Genomic DNA, 24,058 nt, shown 5'->3' with positions numbered 1-24,058 from the left:
GGGACGAAGACAGACCAGGGAGGAAGTCCATGTTGAAGACGATCATGCTCGCCGGCGCCGCCATGGCGCTTGCCCTCACCACCGCACCATCCTTCGCCAAGGAGCTCAAGTCGATCGGCGTCTCGCTGGGATCGATGGGCAATCCGTTCTTCGTCGCGCTGTCGAAGGGCGCCGAGTTCGAGGCCAAGAAGACCAATCCCAACGTGAAGATCACGACGGTCGGCTTCGAATACGACCTCGGCAAGCAGGTCACCCAGATCGACAATTTCATCGCCGCTGGCGTCGACCTGATCCTGCTCAATCCCGGCGATCCCAAGGCGATCGGGCCGGCCATCAAGAAGGCGCAAGCCGCAGGCATCGTCGTCGTCGCTGTCGACACCGCGGCCGAAGGCGCCGATGCCACCGTGACCACGAACAACGTGCAGGCCGGCGAGATCTCCTGCCAGTACATCGTCGACAAATTGGGCGGCAAGGGTGACGTCATCATCGAGAACGGGCCGCAGGTCTCCGCCGTGATCGACCGTGTGGTCGGCTGCAAGAACGTGTTCGCGAAGAATCCCGGCATCAAGGTGTTGTCGAGCGACCAGGACGGCAAGGGCTCGCGCGAGGGCGGCCTCACCGTCGCGCAGGGCTATCTGACCCGCTTCCCCAAGATCGACGCCATCTTCGCCATCAACGATCCGCAGGCGATCGGCACCGACCTTGCGGCACGCCAGCAGAACCGAACCGGCATGATCATCACCGCCGTCGACGGCGCGCCCGATATCGAGGCCGCGCTGAAAGATCCGCAGTCGCCGCAGATTCAGGCGTCCGCGTCGCAGGATCCGTTCTTCATGGCGCGGCGGGCCGTGCAGGTCGGCGTCGGCATTCTCAACGGCCAGAAGCCGGCTTCGACCGTCGAGCTGCTGCCGTCCAAGCTGGTGACCAGGGACAACGTTGCCGCGTACAAGGGCTGGACCTCGGATCGCTCGCAGTAAGGCATCGGGGCGTTCGAAGCACGAGAGATGGCGGGTGGCGGTTCGATCGCGCCGCCCGCCGCCGATACCTCGCGTGCTCACCAGTAGCACGCAGCAATGCCTGTGCTAGCTTTCCACGATCTCGTTCGGTCGATTCGGAAAGCAGATCCGGTGAAATCCACGACGTCAGGCACCGCGTGGCGGCATGCCAATATCGGCCGCCTGCTCAATAACGCGGTGCGGCGCTTCGAAGGCCGTGTGCTCGAATTGATGACCGAGCGGGGCCACGACGAGACGCGCATCGCCCATGTCAGCCTCACGCGCAATCTGGACGTGGAGGGGACGCGGCTCACCGAGCTCGCCCGCCGCGCCTCCATGAGCAAGCAGGCGATGGGCGAGCTGGTCGACCAATGCGCCGCGCTCGGCCTCGTCGATCGCATCGCCGATCCGACCGACCGGCGCGCGCGCATCGTCGTGTTCACGCCGGCCGGACGCAAATGGCTCGATGCGTTCCGTGATGCCGTCGACATCGCCGAGCGGGAGATGCGCGTCGAGCTCGGCAAGGCCACGATGGATGCAATCCTGAAGGGGCTCGCGGTGTATGGCACGGAATTCGACACGCTCGATGACCCGGATTAGTCAGGCAGCTTGACGAAATAGTCAGGTGTCCTTACCATGCAGGTTGGCGTTGGTAGGGAGAAGCAGCTTGGAAATTCGTCTGACGGCCGCGGTGCTCATCGTTGGCGGGGGCCCTTGCGGGCTGATGCTGGCCAACGAGCTCGGCCGCCGCGGCGTGTCCGCGATCCTGGTCGACGAAAAGCCGGGCACGGCCTTCAACCCGCAAGCCAATGCGACGCAGGCGCGCTCGATGGAGCATTATCGGCGGCTGGGCTTTGCCGACGAGATCAGGCGCGAAGGTCTGCCCGCGGACTACCCGACCGATGTCGCATATTTCACGCGCTATACCGGATACGAGCTGGCGCGGTTCGCGCTGCCGTCAGCGTCGCGGGCGGGTGAGCTGATCAAGGGCATGTCAGGCTCCTGGAGCGCGGCGGAGCTGCCGCATCGGGTCTCGCAGAAATATGTCGAGGCGGTGCTGCGCCGCCACGCCGAACGGCTGCCCGGAATCCAGCTCAACTACGGTCACCGGCTGATCGGCTACACGGAAAGTGATGACGGTATCGTCGGCGAAATCGAACGTCTCGACGATGGCAGCCGCTCCCGGGTCCGGGCCGGCTTCCTGGGCGGGGCGGACGGGCCGCGCTCGATGGTCCGACAATCGCTCGGGATCGTCTATGGCGGCGAGAGCGGGACGCAGCGCGACTTCATGGGCGGCCGCATGCTGGCGGTCTATCTCCGCTCGCCCGATTTCTACGCGCGCGTTCCCCACGCGAAAGCGTGGATGTACAATTGCTTCAACGGCGACCGCCGCGCCTTCATGGCTTCGGTGAACGGCCGCGATGAGTTTGCATTCCACACCCAGTTGCGACCGGCCGAGGACGAAACTGCGATCACGATCAACCAGGCCAAAGCCGCGTTCCAGCGCGCCTGCGGTGCGCCGATCGATTGCGAAGTTCTGTCCTTCCTGACCTGGACCGCCGGTCACGCATTGGTGGCAAGCGGGATGCAGCGGGGCAGGGTCTTCCTCGGCGGCGACGCGGCGCATCTGTTCACGCCGACCGGCGGGCTCGGCTACAACACCGCCATCGAGGATGCGGTCAATCTCGGCTGGAAGCTCGCAAGCGTCGTCAAGGGCGTGAGCCCGGCGGCACTGCTCAATAGTTACGAGGTCGAGCGGCGTCCGGTGGCGCTCCGCAACACCGATCATGCGCGCCGCTTCGCCGATTCGCTTGGCCTCTTCGCGCCGGCGCCGGAGATCGAGGATGCCACGGAGGCCGGCCACAAGGCGCGGCGAATCGCGGGTGCCTATCTCAATCAGCACGCCCGTGCCGAGTTCAACATCCCCGGCGTCACCTTCGGCGGACGCTACGACGGCTCCCCAATCATCGTCCCCGATGGTAGCGAGCCGCCGCCGGATGCTGCCAACGTCTACGTTCCCACCGCCTCTCCCGGTGGCCGCCCACCGCATGCGTGGCTGGAGGACGGCATGTCGCTATACGACCAGTTCGGATTCGAATGGACCTTGCTTCAGTTTGGGGACGTCATGTCGGCCCATGCGTCATTCGCTGACACCATTCGCGCGATCGGGGCCGACGTAAAGCTCGTCACGCTACCCAGATCGTTGCGCGATCTCTATGAGGCGGATCTCGCCCTGATACGTCCCGACCAGATCGTGGCTTGGCGCGGCAACGCATCGCAGGCCGGAACGATCGCACGCGTTCTTAGCCGCGTACTCGGGCGCGAAGACGCGCGGCTGCTAGCCGGCGGTGGAGGGATTGGTTCGCGCAGGTGACACGGCCGATGGAATTGCGCTCGTAAAGAGACTGGTCTTGGGCTGGACGCGCGATCCGTCGATCAGCTCGAGCCGCCCGCAGCGATTCAAGGTGTGCAGCTTCCTGCCCGGCCATGCCGGTCCGGGTTTCAGAGTGTGGCGGACGACCTGCTTGAATACCGTCGGCGACAGCTCGACCACTTCCGCCAGGGCAAGCGCTGCGCCGTATCCGTCGGTGCAATCCTGGACCGGTCGCCACAGTTTGTCATCGAGCGTGACGAAGTTTCCTGCCGGCCGCGTGCTGGCGCGGTCGATCAAGACGGGATTGCTGGCGTGGGGAAGCCAAGGCCCCAAGAGCCGATCGGCGTAATAGATCGCCAGCGAATCCGAATAGCCACCCGTTCCGTCGCGCCAGGCGCCAAACAGATAATACAGGCCGTTGTGGCGCGTGATCGTGACGTCGGCCAGCTCGAGGCCGGAAAGGAGCGTTGCGTATCGCTCCCATTTGTCCGGAAACCGAGTGCATTTGTAGAGGGCGACGTCCCCGCGGGTCGAGCTCTCCGGGATCATCCACAGCTCGCCATCGTCCTCGATCAGGAACGGATAGGAGAGGTGACAGGGCTCCTCCAGCACCGGCGTCACCTCGCCGATCGGCCCCGCGTCGTTGAACGCGATCGCGGAAATGATACCTTTTCCGACACGGTGATCGAGATCCTCGAAGAAGGCGAAGGTCCGTCCCTGCCACGTGACGGGAAACGGATCGGCGTAGAAGTGGTTTCCAGGATCTCCCAGAACGTTCCAGCTTGGACCTGACAGGTCTCCGGTCTGCCAGACGCCCGGGCCGTCGTTGAAGCGCCATCCGATATGCCAATGCGGGGCATAGCAGCAGAGGCGATAGATCTCCTTGGCGATCGAAACGGCAAGGCCGCGCGCCACGTAGCCAACGGGTCCGCGGTGCGGGACAGTTGAAGCGGGGCGCGGCAGGTGCGGCACGATGCGCGGCCTTCCCGACAGGATCGCCGCCAGCATGGTGAGGGTCCGCGCCATGATCGTTTCGAGCGCACCACTGAGGCCCGCAGCAATCTCACCGGACGGATGGCCGCGGTCGAGGACCGAACCGTCGATCTCGTTGACGATCTCGATCACGGGCAGGTCGCCGGCGAGGATGGCGGCGAGCGCGGCATTTTCGCCTGCGACGCCGTTGAACAGCGGCCGCAGATACAGCCGGGCCGGGCTCGCCGGATCGCGCGGGGCATTCGTGAAATCGACGATTACGTCGGCGGTGCCGATGCTGACCCGTGCTGGTTCGGAGCTGATCGTCAGCCTGTCGGCGGCGCTGTGCTTGCCCTTGTGCAACACGATGCGTTCGAGCTCGAACAGCGCATCGAGACCTGCCGGCCGCGGCTCCGCCGTTGCCGTCCATGCAACTTGCACCGACATGTCCCGGCCGTCGACCGACAGCGTCCTGCGGTCCATCCAGCGCCGCGCATAGTCACGTTCACAGCGAAACTCGATGATCATGTCGAGCCAATCTGTTCCGACGTATCAGGTCAAACGACCCGGTCGAGAATCCGGACGTATTCCTCGACCATGGCATCTACCGAATAGCGCAGCCGCAGGCCTTTGGCGTTTTGTCGCAGCTCGTCACGTAATTGCTTGTCGGTTACCAGCCTGGAGACCGCCGCGGAGAGCTTCGCATGATCGGAGGCATCGACGAAGAGCGCCGTCGGTCTGCCCTCGTAGGACAATACCTCGCGCAGGACGGGAAGATCGGTGACGACGGAGGGAACACCGGCGTTGGCGGCCTCGACCGCGGCCAGACCGAAGGTCTCGGCCTGGGTCGGAAAGACGAACACGTCGAGACAAGCAAGGAAGTCCGCCATCCGGCCAGGAGGAATCTCTCCCAGCAAATGCAGACGGTCCGCGACGTTCAAGTCGTTCGCGAGCTGCCTCAGCCGGGCCTCGTCGGCTCCCTGGCCGGCCAGCGCAAGATGCCAGGACGGTTGATCCGGCAGCAGACCGATCGCCAGATCGAGCCGCTTATGCGGATGCAGCCGTGCCGCGCAACCGAGCAGGACGCGGTCCGGTGGCAGGTTGAATTGACCTCGTGCCGCCTCCTTCGACAGGGTAAGGGCCTTGTCGTCGAAGCCGTGCGGCACATGCACCATGCGCGACCGGTAGGCCGCGGGGTAGCGCGAATATTCGCGCTCCATGTCCTGCGAATTGAGCGTGATGCAGTCGAAGAAGCCGAGGCTGCCCATGGCGATGTCGGCGGTGCGGACCGGCCAGCTCATCGCCAGCGCGGATGAAACCTGATTGGCGACGACGGGTGCACGGCTCACGAGGCGCGTGACGCCGGCGCCGATGACGTTGCCGAAATGCTGGAAGGTCAAGACGGCGTCGGGCCTGGTGGTTCTGATGTGGCGGCCGAGCGTCCACAGCATCCGCAGCAGCGCCAGCGGATTGCCCGGCCGGCTCGGCGCGCAGTAGAGCGTGGCGGGCGGTTCGTCAAAGGAGTCCGATTTGCGGAAGAAGAACAGGTTGGTGACCCGGTGACCGCGCGCGGTCAGCCCGGCGCCGAGCAGCCGCGAGATCTCCTGTGCACCGGCGTTCTCGGCCTGGGTTTGCGCAAGAAGCACGTGGAGTTTTCGCCCACTGCCGTTCGGCCGCGCAGGTGCCGTCGCGCTCGTCTCGTCCAGGTCCTTGTTCGGCTGATAATGGAGCACGGATCCCGACCCGCTAAAGCAACGAAATCTTCACCTTCTTAACTCCGTACCTATCATGCGGGCATCCCGCGGACACCGGCTAGCAACAAACGGAGTTAATGCGGCGCGATGGCGACGGTGTCGTTGGCGCAGCATTTCCGCTGGTTCCCGGCTGGCGCGTTAACCAATCGGTCCTGCGCGTTCACCCCGGCGGCGCGTGCTGACACCTAGTCACGCGAGTCCGCGCTACGAACGGCATAATTGCCGCGCCTCGATGCTGGGAAGCGCAAGAGCACCAGAACGGAAGGATCCACCCCGCTGCGCCGGCGGCAGAGGACGTTCAGGGCGATGGTCGCGAGCGCGAGCGACACGGTCGTCGAAATCGCCGCGCCAAGCACGCCGAGGAAGGGGACCAGGACGAGAAATCCGACGAGCCGCAGCCCGACGTTGGCAGCGACCACCGGCACATAGATTCGTTCATGACCGGTCAGCTGCAGGATCGCAGCAGCCGGGCCGCCCGCCGCCTGAATGGCGGTTCCGATTGCAAGCACGATCAGGACCGAATGCTGCTCGGCGAAATGAGGTCCGAACAGGTTGAGGAGATAGGGGCCGCCGATCCAGATCGTGGCGAGACCGGCGACGACGCAGAGCCCAGTCACTTCCGCCATCAAGCGCGAGGTCCGCTCGAACTCCCCGTGGTTCTTGCTGAAATAGAGCGACGGGAGCCGGCGCGCACCGAACGTGTAAAGCGCCGCGGACACCATGGCGAAAATGTTGGCGAGGCGCGAGGCGGCAAAGTAGATTCCCGCGGTCGTCGGATCCAGCATCCAGTAGACCAGAATGACGTCGAGATACTGATTGGCGACTTCGAGGATCGATGCGAGCCAGAAGTGCAGGGCACTTGATCGCCAGCGTGACGTCTCCGAGCGCGCCGGCGTACTGCGCAGATCCGGCAGCACGCGCGCGACGGATACGATCTGCGCAACAAGGCCAACCGACATGGCGACCGTCATCGCCGCGAACAGCTCGGCCGGATCGAGTTGGCGATGGGCGAGCAGCATGACGAGCAGGAACACGACGACGAGGGCCCGCCAAAGGAACTCGCGGTTTCCTTCGCCCATGATAATGCTGACCAGCGAGCGCGCGATCTGGCTGCCGAGCATCAATCCGGCATTGACGGCCGTGTAGGCCGACACCGCAAGGATCAGCAGCCACCAGTCGCCTCTTATGCTCGCGACGATCGCGATCCCGCCGATCACGATCAGCATTGCGACCGAGGCGATCTTCAAGCTCGATTGCAGCACGCCTTTGGTAAGGTCCGGCCTTTCGCCGACCTGATATTCGTTCAGGAATCGCACCAGCAGGGATTCCTGGCCGACCAGTCCCACGACGGCTGCGATCTGCGCGACCGACAGCCAGGTCGCAAAGATGCCGAAGCCGTCAGGCGACATCGTCCGCGCAGCCAGCGAGAACAACGCGAACGCGAGCACGCCGCTGCCGACCTTGAGCAGGATGGTCCCGGCAACGCCGCGCGTGACGTCGCGCCGCATGAACTGGAGAATGGATGCGATCATGGAAGGGTTAAGGGAGCCGCGCTCCCCTGACGAGACATGTTCCGATACCGGCGAGAACCTAGCATGTCGAGCAATCGCGAGTGTTAATGGACGAGTTGGAGGATTTCGGCGATCGCGGCGATACGGGTTGCTTCGTTCTGGAACATCGCTGTCTCCATTGTCCAACATCTGCGAGTTTCAAGTCGCGCGACGGACGGCATAACGCCGCATCGACGACTGAGAAGGCGAGATCCGGGGCTCGCGTGCAGAATGGTTTCGGGACAGCAAGACGCGTGCCGCGGCGAGTCGGCGAACTGGGCACCTGCGGTCATTAACCTCAATCTCAGGAAATGTTCGCACCCGGCCCTGCGATGCGACATCAGGCGAGAGAATTGCACTGCAGACGCTGTTAACCGTGGGAGCCGGAGCCATGACGAGAACCGTGACCGAGCCGGTCGACGGGGACGAGACCGCAACCATCGACTCGGACGTCGCCATCGTCGGTGGCGGTCTTGCGGGATCGCTTGCGGCGGCCGTGCTGGCCCGGGCAGGGCGCCGCGTCGCTCTGATCGACAAGCGGGCAGTCCATCCGGATGAGTTCCGGGTCGAGAAGATTGGCGGCCATCAGCTGGAGCTGTTCGGCAAGCTCGGCTTTCTCGATGCGCTCGAAGATGTCGCGTGCCGATATGATCAAGTGCTCAACATCCGTGAGGGCAAGGTGGTCGATGTCAGCGTCGGCAGGGCTTACGGATTTGCCTATGCCGATCTCGTCGCAATGGCGCGTCGCCAGCTTCCGGATCCTTCCAACCTGATCGTCGACGAGGTCACAGCGATTGGCAGCAGCGGCGATGTCCAGCATCTCGAGCTCGCCTCCGGACGGCGCGTGGCGGCGCGCCTCGTCGTTCTGGCCACCGGCATGGCGGGAGCCCTGGGCTACAAGCTCGGCATCAGGCGGCGCGTGCTTGCCGAGCGCCATTCGGTGTCGTTCGGTTTCACGATCGCGCGCAAGGATGGCACCCCGTTCGATTTCGAGGCGTTGACCTGTTACGGCGAACGCACCGCCGATGGCATCGACTATCTCAGCCTGTTTCCCGTCCACGCCGGAATGCGTGCCAATCTCTTCATGTTCCGCGATCCGACCGATCCTGTTATGCGCGAGTTGCGCCGCGAACCGGAGGCGACAGTTTTGCGCCTGCTGCCGGGATTGCGGAGCTACCTCGGCGATTTCCGTGTGACCGATCGCGTCCAGAACTGGGTGATGGATCTGACCGTCGTCGAGGGGCATCTCCGGCCCGGAATCGTGCTCATCGGCGATGCGTTCCAGACCAATTGTCCTGCGGCCGGAACGGGCGTCGCCCGCCTGCTCGTGGACGTCGACCGTCTCTGCACCGAATATGTGCCGCAATGGCTCGTGACCGCAGGCATGGGCCTGGAGAAGATCTCGCAATTCTATGCCGATCGCGACAAGATCGCGGCGGATCAGCAATCGCTGAAGATGGCACGCTTCCGCCAGGCGCTGACCTCGCGCAACGATATCGGCTGGGACGTGCGGCGACGGTTGCACTTCCTGCGGCGCAGTCTTGCACACCGCGTCGATCAGATGCATCCGGGCTGGCTTGGCCGCGTCCGCGGCGTATTGCGCGCCTGATCTCTGCGACCCCCCGCCGGTCAGCGCGTGGGCCTCGCGGTGTGGGCGGGCTGAACCTTCAAATCGGAGAGCCGCTTGGCCGCCAGCTTGAGCCAGGGCGCCTGCTTCAGCGCGAAGAGGGCGATTGCGCCTACGGCGCTGCCGACCTGCGTGACCTCCCACATCGGTGAAGCCTGTGCGCCGAACGATTTCTTGTATGGCTCGTCGCCGATGGTGAAGTCGAGCATCTGATCTCCGCGCTCGATACAATCCCGCGCCACTTGTTCGAACATCAGCGCGCCGATGGACTGGCTCTTGTAGCCGGCGATGTCGAAGGCGCTCATGATGACGAGGAAGCTGTCGCGGTGGCACAATCCGAGCACGGCGGCGATCACTTCGCCGTCCATCTTCATGGCATAGAGGCGAACGAAGGACCCGAGGCCCCGAAGGGCGACGTCGGAATAGAAGCCGTAATATTCGGGCCGCTGCAGCAGGTCTCCGTCGCCTTGTGCGTGAAAGCGCGGGCCGCGAAACTTCCTCATCACCTCCATCGTCTCGAGCACGGCGGCGCTGTCGCTGCAGCATGAGAAGCTCAGCGCGCCCTTCTTCTGCAGCTGGCGATATTTCTTGGCGAGCTCCTTCTGGTAGGAGCGATCCATCGCACTGGCCCGCCATTGCTCGTACGGCGCGACCAGAACCGTGGCATAAGCATTGGTGTTCATCGAGACACGGCGGGACGTGGCGAGGAGGTCCTCGATCGGAAGCCGTCCGTCAGGCAGCTTGGCCATTCGCAGCAGATCGAAGGGGCGGACAAGGCGCCGAATCTGCGCGCATGCAGCCGCATCATGGAGCAATTGCGAGAACACGTCCGGGCTGCAAACCGGTGCCAGATAGTCGGAAACGCGCAAGTCGGCGAACTCGATGGTCCGTATCGGACCGCGCCGGATCCGGAGCAGCGGCAGCACCATGGCAAGGGCGCCGGTGTCGCGGTAGCGCACCACGACGACCAGAGCCGTTGCATCCGTTTCCGGCGCGAGCCTGGTGTAGAGGCTATGCAACCAGACCGGATGCTGGAAGGCAGTGGCAGCCGAACGATCGAACAGCTCTGCATATTCCGGAGACAGAAAGTCGAACGACGGCTCGATGGCGATGTCGAACGTGTTGCTGGGCTTATTCATGCGCACAAGGAAACCGGATCATCCGCGAACGTCGTTCGAACCGTAGCTGCGCTTATACCAAGGCCGTTACAGGTCAGACACTGCCGCCGCGCGATTTGCGCCAATGCGTTCAACCATGCTCGTATGGTTACCAAATTCTGAAGCCGGAGGCGGAAATGGCGCATGGAGCGCACCTTGCGCGGCGCCATCGTCTGCATGGCGCAGGCAATGATCTACGATCCTCGGCTGCAGGAAAGCTATGGTTCGCAAGGTCGAGCTCGTTCCCTCCGCTCCGATCCTCGGGCCGATCGGGCTCAAGCGCGAGTGAGCCTTCTCAGAGACGCACCCCGGTGGTGGCAAACGCGTGCGCGGCGGGCTCCTGCACGCGATCGAGGATCACCATGCCACCAACCGCGATCACCACGGCCGCGACGCAGCCAAGCAAAAAAGCCTTCATCCTCAGCCTCCCTCGATTGGACCACGCCATCTATACGACAGGGCCTGCGGCGAGCAAGCTCGTCGATCGCATCAGCCATCCGCCCGCTATGGGCTTTTGAACACGGGATCGGCGGAAAGACGCATCGCCCATCGAGCCAAGGGACCGGAGCTCGGCGCTGCTGCGCTGCACGATCCGGAACGGATGCGGGTCTTGCAAGTTTTCTGCAGGCCTGGTGAGCGCATCGGAGGCTTGGCGTGAAATTACCGAGAACGATCCTGTGCTTCGCAGCACTTTGCATTGTCGAGGGCGCCCTGGCCCAGCCGGCGCAAACCAACTCGCCGACGGGGCAAACGCCTCCCGAGGACAAGGGCCAGCTCCAGCCGCAAGGTTGGACGGGTCCGATCAATACCGGCTCGGGTGGTGCGCCGCCCGAAAGCCCCCAGGGCCAGAGTCCGCCCGGAATGCAGCCCGCGCCGGAGGGGTCGTCCAAGACCACGACGGCACCGGCCAAGTAGACTGTTTCAAGTAGACCGTTCCAGGATATTCATTTCCGTTGCCTCTTCTGGCAATCTCGAGCGGGTGAATGTCAGCGGGCGGCCAGGAATGAACAGATCGGCTCTGTGCACGAAGGTGGCCGCATTGCTGTGGACCATCTTTGCCGCATCGACGGTGCATGCCGACATGGTCGGACACGGCGGCCCGATACGGGCTCTCGCCATTTCGCCCGATGACGACAGCCTTCTCTCCGGCAGCTTCGACACCGCCGTTATCCGCTGGTCGCTCAGGACGGATACGGCAGAGCACGTGCTGCGGTATCATGCCGATGGCGTCAACGCCGTCGCCTTTCTCAAAGACGGCCGCATGATCACGGCCGGAGCCGATGCGCGCATTGCGGTGTGGACGGCGGGCCGGCCGGAGCCGGACCGGGTGCTGGAGGGACATGTCGCTCCGATCGCGGCGCTTGCTGTGTCGTCCGATGGGACGCTTCTCGCATCGGCGTCATGGGACCAGACAGTGCGGCTCTGGTCGCTGTCGGACGGCACATCCCGCGTGCTCGAAGGGCATACGCAGAACGTCAATGGGGTCGCTTTCCTGCCGGACGGCAGGCTCGTCAGTGTCGGCTACGATCTTGCGCTGCGCATCTGGCGTTTGCCGGATGGCCAACCTGACATCGTGACTTTGCCGGCGCCGCTGAACGCGGTGGCTGTCGCGCCGGATGGTGAAATCGTCACGGGCGCGGTCGATGGCAGGCTGCGCATGCTGACAACGGACGGCAAGGTCAGCGGCGAGGTCGCAGCCAGTCCGACGCCGGTCGTGGCCTTGGCCATGTCGGCGGACGGTGCGCTGATCGCTGCGGCCGGGATCGGCGGCACGGTGGCGATCATCGAGCGCAAGTCGCGCAACCTGCTGCGCACCCTGGTTGGGCCCGGGCTGCCGGTGTGGGCGGTCGCCTTCCTTGCCGATCGCGAGACACTGATGACGGGTGGTGCGGACGGCAGGATCAGGCGCTGGAATGCCCGCACCGGCAATCCCATCGGTTCAAGCCTGGTCGGCACACCGGCCGACCCGCTTGCGGCCTATGCCGGCGATCACGGCGCCGATGTGTTTCGGGCCTGTGTTGCCTGCCACACGCTCTCGGACAAGGAGGTGCAGCGCGCGGGTCCCACACTTGCGGGACTCTACGGCCGCAAGATCGCTTCGGTGCCGGGATATCGCTTCTCTGATGCACTGAAGACGATGGACATCGTCTGGACGCCGGAAACCGTCGCACGATTGTTCGAAATCGGGCCGAATGCCTACACCCCCGGCACCAAGATGCCGGAGCAGCGCATCGGCTCGGCCGAGGACCGACGCGCGCTGACCGAATTTCTGGCCCGCGCGACGTCGAGATGATTGCCTTGCGCCGATTCGACGGCGTCCGCTTTAGTCCTTGCCGTTGCGTTCGCGGATGTAATCATCCGTCGTTCGCGGCGGCGTTCGTTCCGGAACGCCCTTGAACGGATCGAATTGCTGTTCGCTCATGACCACGACGCGGCAGTCCGCGCACATCCTGAGCGCCTCGATTCGCTTGTCGCCGGCCGGATACATCCAGTGCCGGCCTTCGAGCTTGGCGGCGATGCGGTCGATCGTGCTCTTGACGCCGAAGGGCGTGCCGCAGCGGACGCAGAGCGCGGGCTCCTCTTCCTTGATGACAACGGCAGGCGCGCGCGCCGCCCGGAAATCGATCTGCGGCTTGAGGCTGATGACCTTTTCCGGACAGGTGCTCTGGCACAGGCCGCACTGCACGCAGGCATCCTCGATGAATTTCAGCACCGGCCGCTCGGGATCGTCGCGCAATGCGCCGGTCGGGCAGGCCGAGACGCAGGATAGGCACAGCGTGCAGCCATCGGCCTCGACGCTGATTGCGCCGACCGGCGCACCTTGCGGCAGCGCGATGATGTCGACCGGCTGCGGCGCCAGCCGATGCAACTCGCTGAGGGCAAACCGCAAGAGGTCGCGCCGCTTGCCGACGGTCTTGAAAGTTGCCGGCGTCGGGACCGCGGCGAGCGTGCCGATATCAGTCAAATGCGCGCCGAGCGCGTCGGGATCGTCGGTTTCGATGGTGGCGAGGCGACGGCCCGCAAATCCAAGGCCGCCGAGGATCGCCTCAGCCATCGCGATCGTCTGCGTCAATCCGGTCACGTCGTGGCGCGGCTTGCCACGGAGCAGGAAGCGCACGGCAGAGACGCCATAGGCAAAGGCGCCGACGATCGCCTCCAGCCCGACCTGCGTGAGCTCGTTGACGGCAAAGGGAAGCACGTTCGCCGGCAGGCCGTCGCCATGCCGCGCGAGGGCGTCGATCAGCGGCGTGCCGTGCGGGCTGTCGTGAAAGAGCAGCACCGCATTCGCGCCGCCGGCCTCGCGATAGGCGAGCAGCATGGCGCGAAGTTTATGGAGCTGCGTATCGGCGGGCGGCAGCGCGTAGGAGACCGCGCTGGTCGGGCAGGCCGCCGCGCATTGGCCGCAGCCCGCGCAGATATTCGGATCGATTGCGATATGATCGCCGACGGGTGTGATTGCCCCGGTCGGGCAAAGATCGAGACAGCGATGGCAGCCCGTACGCTTCGAGCGCGAATGGGCGCAAAGCGCCGGCGCAACCTCGACATATCTGGGCTTGTCGAAGCTGCCGACGAGATCGCGCGCGGTCAGCACCGCGCGCAGCACCGCGGCGGGATCTTTCGTGTCGGCGCGGAGATAGCCGTCGCGCAGGTCGTGGGCGGGAAACATTGGCAGACCGCCGGAAAGATCGAGCACGATATCGCAGCGCGAGGTGACCCCGCTTCGCGGCGAGTCGAGCACGAAGCGATCGCGCGAGGAGGGGCGGGGACGCGCATAGTCGTCGATGACAAGCTCGAACGCGCCGAAATGTCCCTTCGCGGAGCGGATCGTGCCCTTCACGATCGGGAACACCGTGGCAACCGGCGGCACCGTGTCATCGAGCTGCTTCAGCATCACGGTGACGTCGAGGTGATCGGCAAGCAGGCGGCCGGCCTCAATCGCGGCCTCATCGCGCCCGTAGATCAGGATGACGCCCTCGCTCGACAAGGTGACGAGCGGATAGTCCGGGGCGGGGATGGAGGCGGATGCGAGCAGGGCGGCCATTTTTGCGCCGGCGTGCGCGCCGTCGCGGGACCAGCCGGCCGTCTCGCGGATATTGACGAAGCCGATCGCGTCAGGCCGCTCGCCGGCCTCGTCCGAAAACTGCGCCGCCTGCTGCGTGCAGGCGACCGTCAACACGCCTTCTGTCGCGGCCATGTTGCGGAAATGATCGAGCTCCGCCCCGCAGAGGTGGCGGAAGCTCTTGACCTCGCTGTTCGGACATGCGCGCCGGATTGCAGCCACGTCGAGGCGCATCGTGTCTTCGCACGAGCAGATCAGGATGGTCTTCGACGGCTGCTCCAGGTTAACTCCTCCGCCTTTCGGACGACGACGACGGACTCGCGCCGGCCCTTCGCCTCGTATAGACATTATCCATCGGGAAGAAAAGGAAAGCGGAGGACGGTCTGCCGTCGATCCCAGTGAGCCATGTTTCCACGGCGGAACCGATCCACCTGCCGCCGCCGTTCACATTGGTGCGATTGCGCGAGAGCGGCGACGCTTTTGCCCATGCATGCCGCATCGCACCGGAGAGCGGCGCCGGAACGCTCGTCTATGTCGGCCGCTTCGACCTCGCCGAGTTCGCCGTGGTGCTCGAGCCGGCCGAGCCGTTGCGCAGCGCGCGGCGTGCGTTCTACGCAGGCATGGTCGCGCTCACCGACGCGCTTCGCGCCTATGCACCGCCGAGCAAGCCGATCACGATCGGCTGGCCGGATGCGGTCAGGATCGACGGGGGGCTGGTCGGCGGCGGACGGATGGGTTGGTGTTCCGGAGCTGACGAGGACGCGCCGCCGCCCTGGCTGGTCTTCGGCGCGATGATACGGACGGTTGCCATGAATGATGACGATCCAGGCGTCCACCCGCTGGCCTCGGCGCTTGACCAGGAAGGCTTTGGCGAGGCGGGCGCGGCGCAGATCACGGAAAGCTTCGCCCGGCATCTGATGCTGGCGCTGGACGGCTGGCGGGTCGACGGCTTCGACAGCGTCGCGCGCGACTATCTCACGCGGATGCCGCGTGAAAGGCAGACGATACAGCGCATAGATGATTGCGGCGACCTCCTGACGCGCCGCATCGGGACGGAGACGATCGAACGAAGCGACCTGGTCCGGGCGCTCGCGGTGCCGTCCTGGCTCGATCCGGCCCTCGGAGGACCGCGCCTGTGAAACTCCTGCGCACGATTGCGCTCGATCCCTCGGACACTTTCGTGTTCGACGTGGCGGCAGAGCCGGGCGAATGGGCCGTTTCCGGCGCCTTCCGCTTCTGGGATTGCGATGGCGCGAAGCTCGAGGGCAAGGCCCGCGCGGCGTTTCGCGGTGGGTTCCTCGGGGTGCAATCCTGGGGCTGGTCGACGCTGGCGCAGATCGTTCCGGCGACCGCGGACGATTACCACGGCCTGGTCGATCTGCTGGCGAGGCAATTGGTCGATCGTTTCGGCGCGCCGGATATGGCGGCGGCGAAAACGGCGGCCGAAGAGGAGGTCGCTTTTGCCCAGTCGCTCTGCAGCCATCCCATCAGCTCGCTTATTGCAGTGCACCGCACCTCGAGCGACGGGGAGGTCCGCGAGTCGTTCCGCCGGCTGCAGCTTCGGGAAGGCCAGGGGCATGGCAAGGCGTTCTCGTTCATCGAGATGGAGGACGACGTCGAGCCGGACGGCGATCTCAGGCTTGCGGATCTCGGCCGGGAGCCGACCGTCCGATGAACGATTTCTGGATCTCCTGTGGTCACCACCTGCTCGATCGCGACGAGGGCGGCGGCCTGCGTGTCACGGACGAATTTCTCAAAGCCTATTTTGCCCGTCCCGAGCTGATGCCGCCGGACGACGCGTGCCCGGTCGAACGCCGGCTGCATCGCGATCTGCTCGCCGACCCGCGCCAGGCCGTCGGCGCCGGCGAGATCGCCGCGATTGCCGATGCTGATGCCAGGGAGAATTGGCAGTTCGTGCTGGCGTTCCGCGATCTTCTGCTGCGGCATCCGACGCTCGAAGCGGCCTATCTTGCCTGGCTCCGCTCAGGGGCGAACGATCTGCCGCCGCTGTTCGTCAACCAGCTCGTGCACGTCATCCTGCGCAACGCGCTCGACGGCTGCGACGACCCGTTCGTGCTGCGCGCGGCCGAATTGTTCTTCCGGATCCAGCGCGTTCTCCCACATGAGCACGCTTTGTTGCTGGGAGACGAGGAGGTCGTCGGCGGCCGGAGCCCGACCCCGGTGCTCTCGCTGATGTCGATGCTCGGCGCCACCACCGATGCGGTGGTCGAGGTGTTGGGCGAGGAGAATGCCGAGGCCTATTGGCACCGGAGCGACCAGTTCGACATGGCCCTCGACCTGACCGCCGACGGCCGCGGACCTGTAGCGCTGGCGCAGGCGATGACGCGTTGGGTCTCCCATCTGCTCGGCATCGATGTCGTGATCGAGCCGCTACGGGCGCTGCACGAGGCGAAGCTGAGCTGGTATGTCGGGCTCGATGCCGATGCCACGAGGCTCGGCGACCGTCTGTGGCACGGCGAAGAGCTCGGCGAGCGCGACGCCGATCGCGTGCTGGCGCTGTTCCGGCTGACGTTTGCGGATTCCAGCCGTGCCCTCGACGATGTCGGGGATGAGCCGGTCTACCTGATCCTGTCGATGACGGCGGATCAGAAGCTGCGGATGAAGCCACAGAATCTGCTGACCGGGTTGCCGGTGAAGCGGCTGGAGATGGCGACGTGAGCCCCGCGGCATTGCCGTCCCTCTCGATTGCCGTCGGCGTCGTAGTCGAGCGGCGCAAGGCCGACTCGCCTTGGGTCGATTGCATCTGGCGCGGAATTGCTGTCCTGCCGGACGAGCCGTCGACCGAGCCATGGACCGTGCTTCGCGAGCAGGACGGCACGACCCTGTTCTATGCCGGAAGTGCGACCATCGATCTCTATCCGTCGGAGACGGCGCGCTATCGCGACAATCTCGCCTCCGGCGGTCCGAGCATCTGGGTCGTGTTGTCGCCTGCGGAAGGCGTCTGGCCCTATGCAGTCACCGCGGTGACCGCCGACCCCGCCGAGGGCGAAGGCTTTACCGAAGCCGCCGACAATCTCGTCGAGGCCGTGCCGATGCCGGAAGTGCTGCGCGAGGCGATTGAAAGCTTCGTGGCCGAGCACCATGTCGAGCGCGAATTCGTCAAACGCAAGCGGCGCCGTGCCGATCCGGAGGCGCTGGCGCGGCGCGAACATGAAGGCGGAAAGGAATGAGTGAGGAGGACTTCCTTGCGCGTTGGTCCCGCCGCAAACAGCAGTCGCGAGCGGAGCCGGCGAAACCTGCCCCGGCGCAGCCGACGCCGCCGTCCGAGGACAAAGAGGACGAGACGGAGTTCGATCTGTCGAGCCTGCCGTCGATCGACGAGATCAATGCTGCCACCGACATCACGGCCTTCCTCGGCAAGGGGATTCCTCGCGAGTTGAGCCTTGCGGCTCTTCGCCGCGCTTGGGCGACCGATCCCGCGATTCGCGACTTCGTCGGGCTCGCGGAGAATGCATGGGACTTCAACGACCCGACGGCGATGCCGGGATTTGGCCCGCTGGATTGTTCCTCGGAGGAGCTGGCCGCACTGGTCGATCGCATTGTCGGCGGCGTGCGCGAGGCGGCCAAGTCTGCGGCCCAGACTCTTGCTGAGGCGTCGATCGAAACGGCGGATTCTCCGCCGGAATCGCATCAAGCCGATGTGGCACTTGTTTCCAATGTCGTCGAGCCGCCCGATGAGACGCAGCACCTGGCAATCCCTGCTGCAGTGCAACCGACAGTGGGTGAAAGACCTGCGGATTCTGCAGAGCCTGTGAGGTCCCGCACGCATGGTGGTGCACTGCCGCGCTGAACCACGACCAAAGACTATAGGTACAGGCTATGGCAGGCGATTGACCGTTGCTGGAACCCGGATTACGCTACCTACTGCTTTGTAACAAAAGCGATAATCAAGCAGACGGGACTGGGATGGGAGGTCCACGTGCGCGATGACGGACTTGATCGAGCGATCGATGCCGCAGGCGGCATCGCTCAGCTTGCACGCAAAATAGGCATCAGCCAGCCCTCCGTCTCGAATTGGACCCGTGTGCCCGCACAACGGGTGGTTGCAGTCGAAACGGCGACCGGCGTCTCCCGAAACGATCTGCGGCCCGATCTTTACGGTGAGCAAGCCGGCTCCGCCGAACTCGTCGATCCCATCGATGCGGCGCGCGCGCAGGAATACGTCTTGCTCGCGGCGCTGCTGTCTGCGCCTCCGTCGAAGCGCCTGCTCGATCAGCTCGCCGCGCTCAGCGGAGACGCGACGCCGCTCGGTCGCGCGCATGCGGCGCTTGCCGAGGCCGCCTCGAGCGCCGTCCCAGCGAAGGTTGAGCGGGAGTATTTCGATTTGTTCGTCGGGCTCGGCCGCGGCGAATTGCTGCCTTATGCCTCCTATTATCTCACGGGCTTTCTCAACGAACGGCCCCTGTCGCGCCTGCGCGGCGACCTGATGACGCTCGGCATCGAGCGTATCGCCAACGATTCCGAACCCGAAGATCACGCTGCCATCCTGTGCGAGATCATGTCGGGCCTTGCCGATGGCCGCTTCGATGCCTCGCACGAGGCGCAGCGCGCCTTCTTCGAAAAGCACGTGTCGCCATGGATGGGGCGATTGTTCGCCGACATCGAGAACGCGGGGACTGCCCGTTTCTATCGCGCAGTCGGCGCGCTCGGCCGCACTTTCATCGAAATCGAGACGGAAGCATTTACATTCGCCAGCTGACCGAGGCGCTTCGGTCCGGGAGAGATGCGATGAGTGACGAGACGAAAGCAAAGGTCGGACGCCGCGATTTCCTGCGCAAGGTCGGCTTGGGTACCGCCGGTGCCGGCGCGGCGCTTGCAACACCGTTGGTCGGGTCCGCCCAGGCCGACAGTGAAACCAACGATGAGAAGCGCAAGGCGCGCTACAAGGAATCCGATCACGTGAAGACGTTCTACCGCGTCAATCGTTATCCGGCCTGAGAGGGAGGCTGCCCGTGCTTATCAAGCGAACACACCAGCGTTCCGATCGCCGCGGTTCCGTCGCCGAATCCCTTGCGGGGCAGGGCGGGGGACTTGATCGCCGCACGTTCCTGCGCAAGTCCGGCCTGGCCGGCGGCGCGCTCGCCGCGCTCGGGGCCATGCCGGTCGGCAACGTGCGAAAGGCGGAGGCGGCCGCCGCCGGCCCGCTCGCGGCCGGCGCCACCGTCAAGAAGAGCATCTGCACGCATTGTGCCGTGGGCTGCACGGTGACGGCGGAAGTCCTCAACGGAGTCTGGATCGGGCAGGAACCGAGCTGGGATTCGCCGATCAACCGTGGCTCGCATTGCGCCAAGGGCGCCTCGGTGCGCGAGCTCGTGCACAGCGATCGCCGCCTGCGCTATCCGATGAAGCTGGTGAACGGGCAGTGGACGCGCGTGTCGTGGGACACGGCGGTGAACGAGATCGGCGACAAGCTGCTGCAGGTTCGCGAGAAGTCGGGCAGCGATTCGGTCTATTGGCTCGGCTCGGCCAAGATGACCAACGAAGGAGCCTACCTGTTCCGCAAGTTGGGCGCGTTCTGGGGCACCAACAACACCGATCACCAGGCGCGGATCTGCCACTCCACCACCGTCACCGGCGTCGCCAATACCTGGGGCTACGGCGCGATGACGAACAGCATCAACGACATGCGCAACTCCAAGACGATGCTGTTCATCGGCAGCAACGCGGCGGAAGCGCATCCGGTCAGCATGCAGCACCTGCTCGAATCCAAGGAGCTCAACAAGGCGAATTTCATCGTCTTCGATCCGCGCCTGACCCGCACCGCGGCACATGCCACCGAATATGTCCGCATCCGTCCCGGCACCGACATTCCCGTGCTCTACGGCATGATGTGGCACATCCTGAAGAACGGCTGGGAGGACAAGGAATTCATCGCCCAGCGCGTCTACGGCTTCGACGACCTGCGCAAGGAGGTCGAGAAATGGAATCCGCAGGAGGTCGAGCGCGTCACCGGTGTGCCCGCCGCGCAGCTCGAGCGCGTCGCCAAGACGTTCGCGACGGTCAAGCCCGCGACCATCATCTGGTGCATGGGCCAGACCCAGCACACGGTCGGCACCGCCAACGTGCGGGCGAGCTGCATCGCGCTGCTGATGACGGGCAACGTCGGCAAGGCCGGGGCCGGCGCCAACATCCTGCGCGGCCATGACAACGTGCAGGGCGCGACCGATGTCGGCCTCGATATCGTGACGTTGCCGTTCTATTACGGCCTCGCGGAGGGCGCCTGGAAGCACTGGTCCCGGGTCTGGGAGGTCGACTACGACTATCTCGTCTCGCGCTTCGACGAGAAGAAGCAGATGGAGACGCCAGGCATCCCGCTGACGCGCTGGTTCGATGCGGCGCTGTTGCCGAAGGCCGACGTCGCACAGAAGGACAACGTCAAGGCCGTGTTCGTGCAAGGCCACGCCAGCAACAGCATCACGCGCATTCCCGAATCGCTGAAGGGCCTGAAGGCGCTGGAGCTGCTGGTGATCGCCGATCCGCACCCGACCACCTGGGCGTCTCTGGCGGTCGAGGCCGGGCGCAAGGACGGCGTCTATATCCTGCCCGTGGCGACGCAGTTCGAATGCGCGGGATCGCGCGTCGCCTCCAACCGCTCGATGCAATGGGGCGAGCAGATCGTCAAGCCGATCTTCGAATCCAAGGACGACCTCGAGATCATCTATCTGCTGGCGAAGAAGTTCGGCTTCGCCGACAAGATGTTCAAGAACATCAAGGTCGAGAACAACCTTCCGGTCCCCGAGGACGTGCTGCGCGAGATCAACCGTGGAAGCTGGTCGACCGGTTATTGCGGCCAGTCGCCGGAGCGCATCAAGGCGCACATGAAGAACCAGCACAAGTTCGACCTGGTGACGATGCGCGCCCCCAAGGACGATCCGGAAGTCGGCGGCGATTATTACGGCCTGCCTTGGCCGTGCTGGGGCTCGCCCGAGGTGAAGCATCCCGGCTCGCCGCTGCTCTACAACAACAATCTGCACGTCATGGACGGCGGCGGCGCATTCCGTCCGCGCTTCGGCATCGAGCGCGAGGAGAAGCTGCCCGACGGCACGACGCGCAAGGTCAGCCTGCTCGCCGACAAGTCCTTCTCCAAGGGATCGGAGATCGAGGACGGCTATCCCGAGTTCACGCTGGCGAGCCTGAAGAAGCTCGGTTGGGACAAGGATCTCACCGAGGCCGAGATGGCGACCATCCAGCGGGTCAACCCGGCCAATCCGGATGCGGTGTCCTGGGCGCTCGACCTCTCCGGCGGCATCCAGCGCGTCGCGCTGAAGCATGGCTGCGTGCCCTTCGGCAACGGCAAGGCGCGCATGAATGCGTTCGGTCTACCGGATCCAATCCCGGTGCACCGCGAGCCGATCTACACGCCGCGCGTCGACCTCGTCGAGAAGTATCCGACCTTGCCCGATGCCAAGCAGTTCCGTCTGCCCAACATCGGCTTCTCGGTGCAGAAGGCGGCGGTGGAGAAGGGGATCGCCAAGCAGTTCCCGCTGATCCTCTCCTCCGGACGTCTTGTCGAATACGAAGGCGGCGGCGAGGAAACTCGCACCAATCCGTGGCTCGCCGAATTGCAACAGGACATGTTCATCGAGATCAGCCCGGCTGATGCCGCCGATCGCGGCATCAAGGACGGCGGCTGGGTCTGGGTGAGCGGCGCTGAGAACAACTCGCGGGCCAAGATGAAGGCGATGGTGACCGAACGCGTCGGCAAGGGCGTCGCCTGGATGCCGTTCCATTTCGGCGGCTGGCTCGGCGGTAACGACCTGCGCAAGAACTATCCTGCCGGCACCGATCCGATCGTGCTGGGCGAGAGCGCCAACACGATCACGAGCTACGGCTACGATCCTGCAACCGGCATGCAGGAGCCGAAGGTCACGCTTTGTCAGATCGTCGCAGCCTAAGAGGAGCACGCACATGGCTCGGATGAAATTTCTCTGCGACGCTGATCGCTGCATCGAGTGCAACGCCTGCGTCACCGCCTGCAAGAACGAGCACGAGGTGCCCTGGGGCATCAACCGGCGGCGTGTCGTCACCATCAACGACGGCAAGCCGGGCGAGCGCTCGATCTCGATGGCCTGCATGCACTGCACGGACGCGCCCTGCGCGGCGGTCTGTCCGGTGAACTGCTTCTACACCACGGCCGATGCCGTGGTGCTGCACTCCAAGGACCTCTGCATCGGCTGCGGCTATTGCTTCTACGCCTGTCCGTTCGGCGCGCCGCAATATCCAAAGGTCGGAAACTTCGGCTCCCGGGGCAAGATGGACAAGTGCACCTATTGCGCCGGCGGCCCTGAGGCCGACGGCAGCAAGGAGGAATATGCGAAGTACGGTGCGAACCGGCTGGCCGAAGGCAAGCTGCCGCTGTGCGCTGAGATGTGCTCGACCAAGTCGTTGCTTGCGGGCGACGGCGAGATCATCGCACAGATCTACAAGGAGCGCGTCATGAAGCGCGGCTATGGCTCGGGTGCATGGGGCTGGAAGACCGCTTATCGCGAGGCGATCGAGTCCTGAAGTGGCAACAGAAGGGCGCGCAAATACCGGGGAGGACGTGATGGCGTCATTTGGAAGGTTCATTCGCCTGGCGTTCGGCGTTTGCACGCTGCTTCTCTTGGCGATGGCGGCGCCTGCGAGTGCTCAGCAGGTCAATCCGACTGCAAGCTCGGTCAAGGAACAGCAGCTTCTGCAGGAGCTGAACCGGATTCAAGGGCGTGTCAGCATTCCGGATCAGCGGTCCGGCGTTCTCGAGCAGCCGCAGGGGCGGGAATGGCGGGAATTCCGCATGGTGACGCTGCCCTGGATCGGCGGCGTTGCCATCATCGGCATGATCGCCCTGATCATGATCTTCTATCTCACCCGCGGCATGGTTCGGCTGGAAAGCGGCCACTCGGGCCGCACCATCGTGCGCTTCAACGGTTTCGAACGTTTCGTGCACTGGATGACGGCAACCTGCTTCATCATCCTGGCGATCTCCGGCCTCAACGTCACGTTTGGCCGGCAACTGCTTTTGCCGCTGATCGGTTTCGAGGCCTTTTCCGAATGGTCGCAATGGGCCAAATACGCCCACAATTATCTGAGTTTCCCGTTCACGCTGGGGGTCGTGCTGATCTTCCTGATGTGGATCGGCGGCAACATTCCCAGCAAGGTGGATATCGAATGGGCCAAGCGGGGTGGCGGCCTGATCGGGCATGACCATCCGCCGGCCAATCGCTTCAATGGCGGCCAGAAGATGATCTACTGGATCGTCGTGATCGGTGGTGGGCTCGTCGCGGCGAGCGGCTATGCGCTGATGTTCCCGTTCTACGGCACGGGTATCGAAAGCATGCAGATGGCCCAGATCGTCCACTCCATTGTGGCGGTCCTGTTCGTCGCGGCGATGATCGGGCACATCTATATCGGCACTATCGGCATGGAAGGTGCGTTCGCCGCCATGGGCTCGGGCGAAGTCGACGTCAACTGGGCGCGCGAGCACCACAGCCTCTGGCTCGACGAGCAGATGGCGCGAACGGGACCGAACGATGGGCAGCGGCAACCTGCGACCGCAGCGGCCGAATAAA

22 protein-coding genes are annotated in these 24,058 nt (G+C 64.7%); 16 read left to right on the top strand and 6 right to left on the bottom strand.

The features are described 5' to 3' along the window. Positions 1 to 29 precede the first annotated feature (29 nt). From XF30_RS26075 to XF30_RS26065, 3 genes are all read left to right on the top strand, one after another. Positions 30 to 977 carry an ABC transporter substrate-binding protein gene (locus XF30_RS26075; RefSeq protein WP_036023609.1) on the top strand — a complete coding sequence of 316 codons (948 nt, stop codon included), beginning with the start codon at positions 30 to 32 and terminating at the stop codon, positions 975 to 977. Positions 978 to 1,127: 150 nt separating this feature from the next. Then, complete coding sequence (locus XF30_RS26070; protein ID WP_192893253.1) at positions 1,128 to 1,595, top strand: MarR family winged helix-turn-helix transcriptional regulator; 468 nt, start codon at positions 1,128 to 1,130, stop codon at positions 1,593 to 1,595. A gap of 67 nt (positions 1,596 to 1,662) precedes the next feature. Continuing rightward, positions 1,663 to 3,369, top strand: a complete 1,707-nt coding sequence (locus tag XF30_RS26065; RefSeq protein WP_192893252.1) for an FAD-dependent oxidoreductase — start codon at positions 1,663 to 1,665, stop codon at positions 3,367 to 3,369. On the opposite strand, the gene XF30_RS26060 is transcribed toward XF30_RS26065, so the two are convergent. From XF30_RS26060 to XF30_RS26050, 3 genes are all read right to left on the bottom strand, one after another. Continuing rightward, positions 3,334 to 4,869 carry a glucosamine inositolphosphorylceramide transferase family protein gene (locus XF30_RS26060; protein WP_109144260.1) on the bottom strand — a complete coding sequence of 512 codons (1,536 nt, stop codon included), beginning with the start codon at positions 4,867 to 4,869 and terminating at the stop codon, positions 3,334 to 3,336. The two genes, XF30_RS26065 and XF30_RS26060, sit on opposite strands and share 36 nt — an antisense overlap. Before the next feature lie 29 nt (positions 4,870 to 4,898). After that, positions 4,899 to 6,074, bottom strand: a complete 1,176-nt coding sequence (locus tag XF30_RS26055; protein WP_109144259.1) for a glycosyltransferase family 4 protein — start codon at positions 6,072 to 6,074, stop codon at positions 4,899 to 4,901. 206 nt (positions 6,075 to 6,280) lie between these two features. Then, the gene (locus XF30_RS26050) at positions 6,281 to 7,627 is read right to left on the bottom strand and encodes a lipopolysaccharide biosynthesis protein (protein ID WP_109144258.1); all 1,347 of its coding nucleotides are present in this window, start codon (positions 7,625 to 7,627) and stop codon (positions 6,281 to 6,283) included. Positions 7,628 to 8,036: 409 nt separating this feature from the next. Between XF30_RS26050 and XF30_RS26045 the strand changes: the two genes are divergently transcribed. Further along, on the top strand, positions 8,037 to 9,254 hold the full coding sequence (locus XF30_RS26045) for an FAD-dependent oxidoreductase (protein ID WP_192893251.1): 1,218 nt from the start codon (positions 8,037 to 8,039) through the stop codon (positions 9,252 to 9,254). Between the two features lie 20 nt (positions 9,255 to 9,274). Here XF30_RS26045 and XF30_RS26040 read toward each other — a convergent pair whose 3' ends face one another. After that, positions 9,275 to 10,411, bottom strand: coding sequence for a GNAT family N-acetyltransferase (locus XF30_RS26040; RefSeq protein ID WP_109144256.1), 1,137 nt, complete (start codon positions 10,409 to 10,411; stop codon positions 9,275 to 9,277). Between the two features lie 313 nt (positions 10,412 to 10,724). Next, the gene (locus tag XF30_RS39855; protein WP_260346694.1) at positions 10,725 to 10,847 is read right to left on the bottom strand and encodes a hypothetical protein; all 123 of its coding nucleotides are present in this window, start codon (positions 10,845 to 10,847) and stop codon (positions 10,725 to 10,727) included. 236 nt (positions 10,848 to 11,083) lie between these two features. On the opposite strand from XF30_RS39855, the gene XF30_RS37865 reads away from it, so the two are divergent. Together XF30_RS37865 and XF30_RS26035 are read left to right on the top strand one after the other, a co-directional pair. Beyond that, positions 11,084 to 11,344: a hypothetical protein gene (locus tag XF30_RS37865; protein WP_128262436.1), complete on the top strand. Its 261-nt coding sequence runs from the start codon at positions 11,084 to 11,086 to the stop codon at positions 11,342 to 11,344. Positions 11,345 to 11,432: 88 nt separating this feature from the next. Next, the gene (locus XF30_RS26035; protein ID WP_502696169.1) at positions 11,433 to 12,722 is read left to right on the top strand and encodes a c-type cytochrome; all 1,290 of its coding nucleotides are present in this window, start codon (positions 11,433 to 11,435) and stop codon (positions 12,720 to 12,722) included. Positions 12,723 to 12,752: 30 nt separating this feature from the next. On the opposite strand, the gene XF30_RS26030 is transcribed toward XF30_RS26035, so the two are convergent. After that, the gene (locus tag XF30_RS26030; protein ID WP_074448198.1) at positions 12,753 to 14,723 is read right to left on the bottom strand and encodes a 4Fe-4S binding protein; all 1,971 of its coding nucleotides are present in this window, start codon (positions 14,721 to 14,723) and stop codon (positions 12,753 to 12,755) included. Positions 14,724 to 14,887: 164 nt separating this feature from the next. Here XF30_RS26030 and XF30_RS26025 point away from each other — a divergent pair, with 164 nt between their 5' ends. The 10 genes from XF30_RS26025 to XF30_RS25975 all read left to right on the top strand — a co-directional run bounded on the left by XF30_RS26025 (position 14,888) and on the right by XF30_RS25975 (position 24,057). After that, positions 14,888 to 15,628, top strand: coding sequence for a biotin/lipoate--protein ligase family protein (locus XF30_RS26025; protein ID WP_225133610.1), 741 nt, complete (start codon positions 14,888 to 14,890; stop codon positions 15,626 to 15,628). Next, entirely contained in the window at positions 15,625 to 16,164 is a 540-nt protein-coding gene (locus XF30_RS26020) for a DUF6505 family protein (protein ID WP_036005125.1), read from the top strand. The genes XF30_RS26025 and XF30_RS26020 overlap by 4 nt, the downstream gene beginning before the upstream one ends. Continuing rightward, complete coding sequence (locus tag XF30_RS26015) at positions 16,161 to 17,168, top strand: DUF6352 family protein (RefSeq protein WP_036005122.1); 1,008 nt, start codon at positions 16,161 to 16,163, stop codon at positions 17,166 to 17,168. The genes XF30_RS26020 and XF30_RS26015 overlap by 4 nt, the downstream gene beginning before the upstream one ends. After that, on the top strand, positions 17,165 to 17,680 hold the full coding sequence (locus XF30_RS26010; protein ID WP_109144255.1) for a DUF3305 domain-containing protein: 516 nt from the start codon (positions 17,165 to 17,167) through the stop codon (positions 17,678 to 17,680). Before XF30_RS26015 ends, XF30_RS26010 begins: the two co-directional genes overlap by 4 nt. Next, positions 17,677 to 18,300 (top strand): DUF3306 domain-containing protein, encoded by a 624-nt coding sequence (locus XF30_RS26005; protein WP_109144254.1) that lies wholly within the window; start codon positions 17,677 to 17,679, stop codon positions 18,298 to 18,300. Before XF30_RS26010 ends, XF30_RS26005 begins: the two co-directional genes overlap by 4 nt. A 129-nt stretch (positions 18,301 to 18,429) precedes the next feature. Next, entirely contained in the window at positions 18,430 to 19,209 is a 780-nt protein-coding gene (locus tag XF30_RS26000) for a molecular chaperone TorD family protein (RefSeq protein ID WP_036005115.1), read from the top strand. 29 nt (positions 19,210 to 19,238) lie between these two features. Then, positions 19,239 to 19,448: a twin-arginine translocation signal domain-containing protein gene (locus XF30_RS25995; protein WP_036005112.1), complete on the top strand. Its 210-nt coding sequence runs from the start codon at positions 19,239 to 19,241 to the stop codon at positions 19,446 to 19,448. A 14-nt stretch (positions 19,449 to 19,462) separates the two neighbouring features. After that, positions 19,463 to 22,405, top strand: a complete 2,943-nt coding sequence (locus XF30_RS38250; protein WP_158284415.1) for a formate dehydrogenase subunit alpha — start codon at positions 19,463 to 19,465, stop codon at positions 22,403 to 22,405. A gap of 13 nt (positions 22,406 to 22,418) precedes the next feature. Further along, on the top strand, positions 22,419 to 23,015 hold the full coding sequence (gene fdh3B, locus XF30_RS25980) for a formate dehydrogenase FDH3 subunit beta (RefSeq protein WP_036005105.1): 597 nt from the start codon (positions 22,419 to 22,421) through the stop codon (positions 23,013 to 23,015). 40 nt (positions 23,016 to 23,055) lie between these two features. Continuing rightward, positions 23,056 to 24,057: a formate dehydrogenase subunit gamma gene (locus XF30_RS25975; protein WP_036005247.1), complete on the top strand. Its 1,002-nt coding sequence runs from the start codon at positions 23,056 to 23,058 to the stop codon at positions 24,055 to 24,057. The last annotated feature ends 1 nt before the right edge of the window (position 24,058 follow it).

This window comes from Bradyrhizobium sp. SUTN9-2 (assembly GCF_003122645.1).
In the GTDB taxonomy this organism is placed as follows: Bacteria; Pseudomonadota; Alphaproteobacteria; order Rhizobiales; family Xanthobacteraceae; genus Bradyrhizobium; species Bradyrhizobium yuanmingense.
The sequence above is the reverse complement of the archived record's forward strand: the minus strand, read 5'-3'. Positions and strand labels throughout refer to the sequence as shown.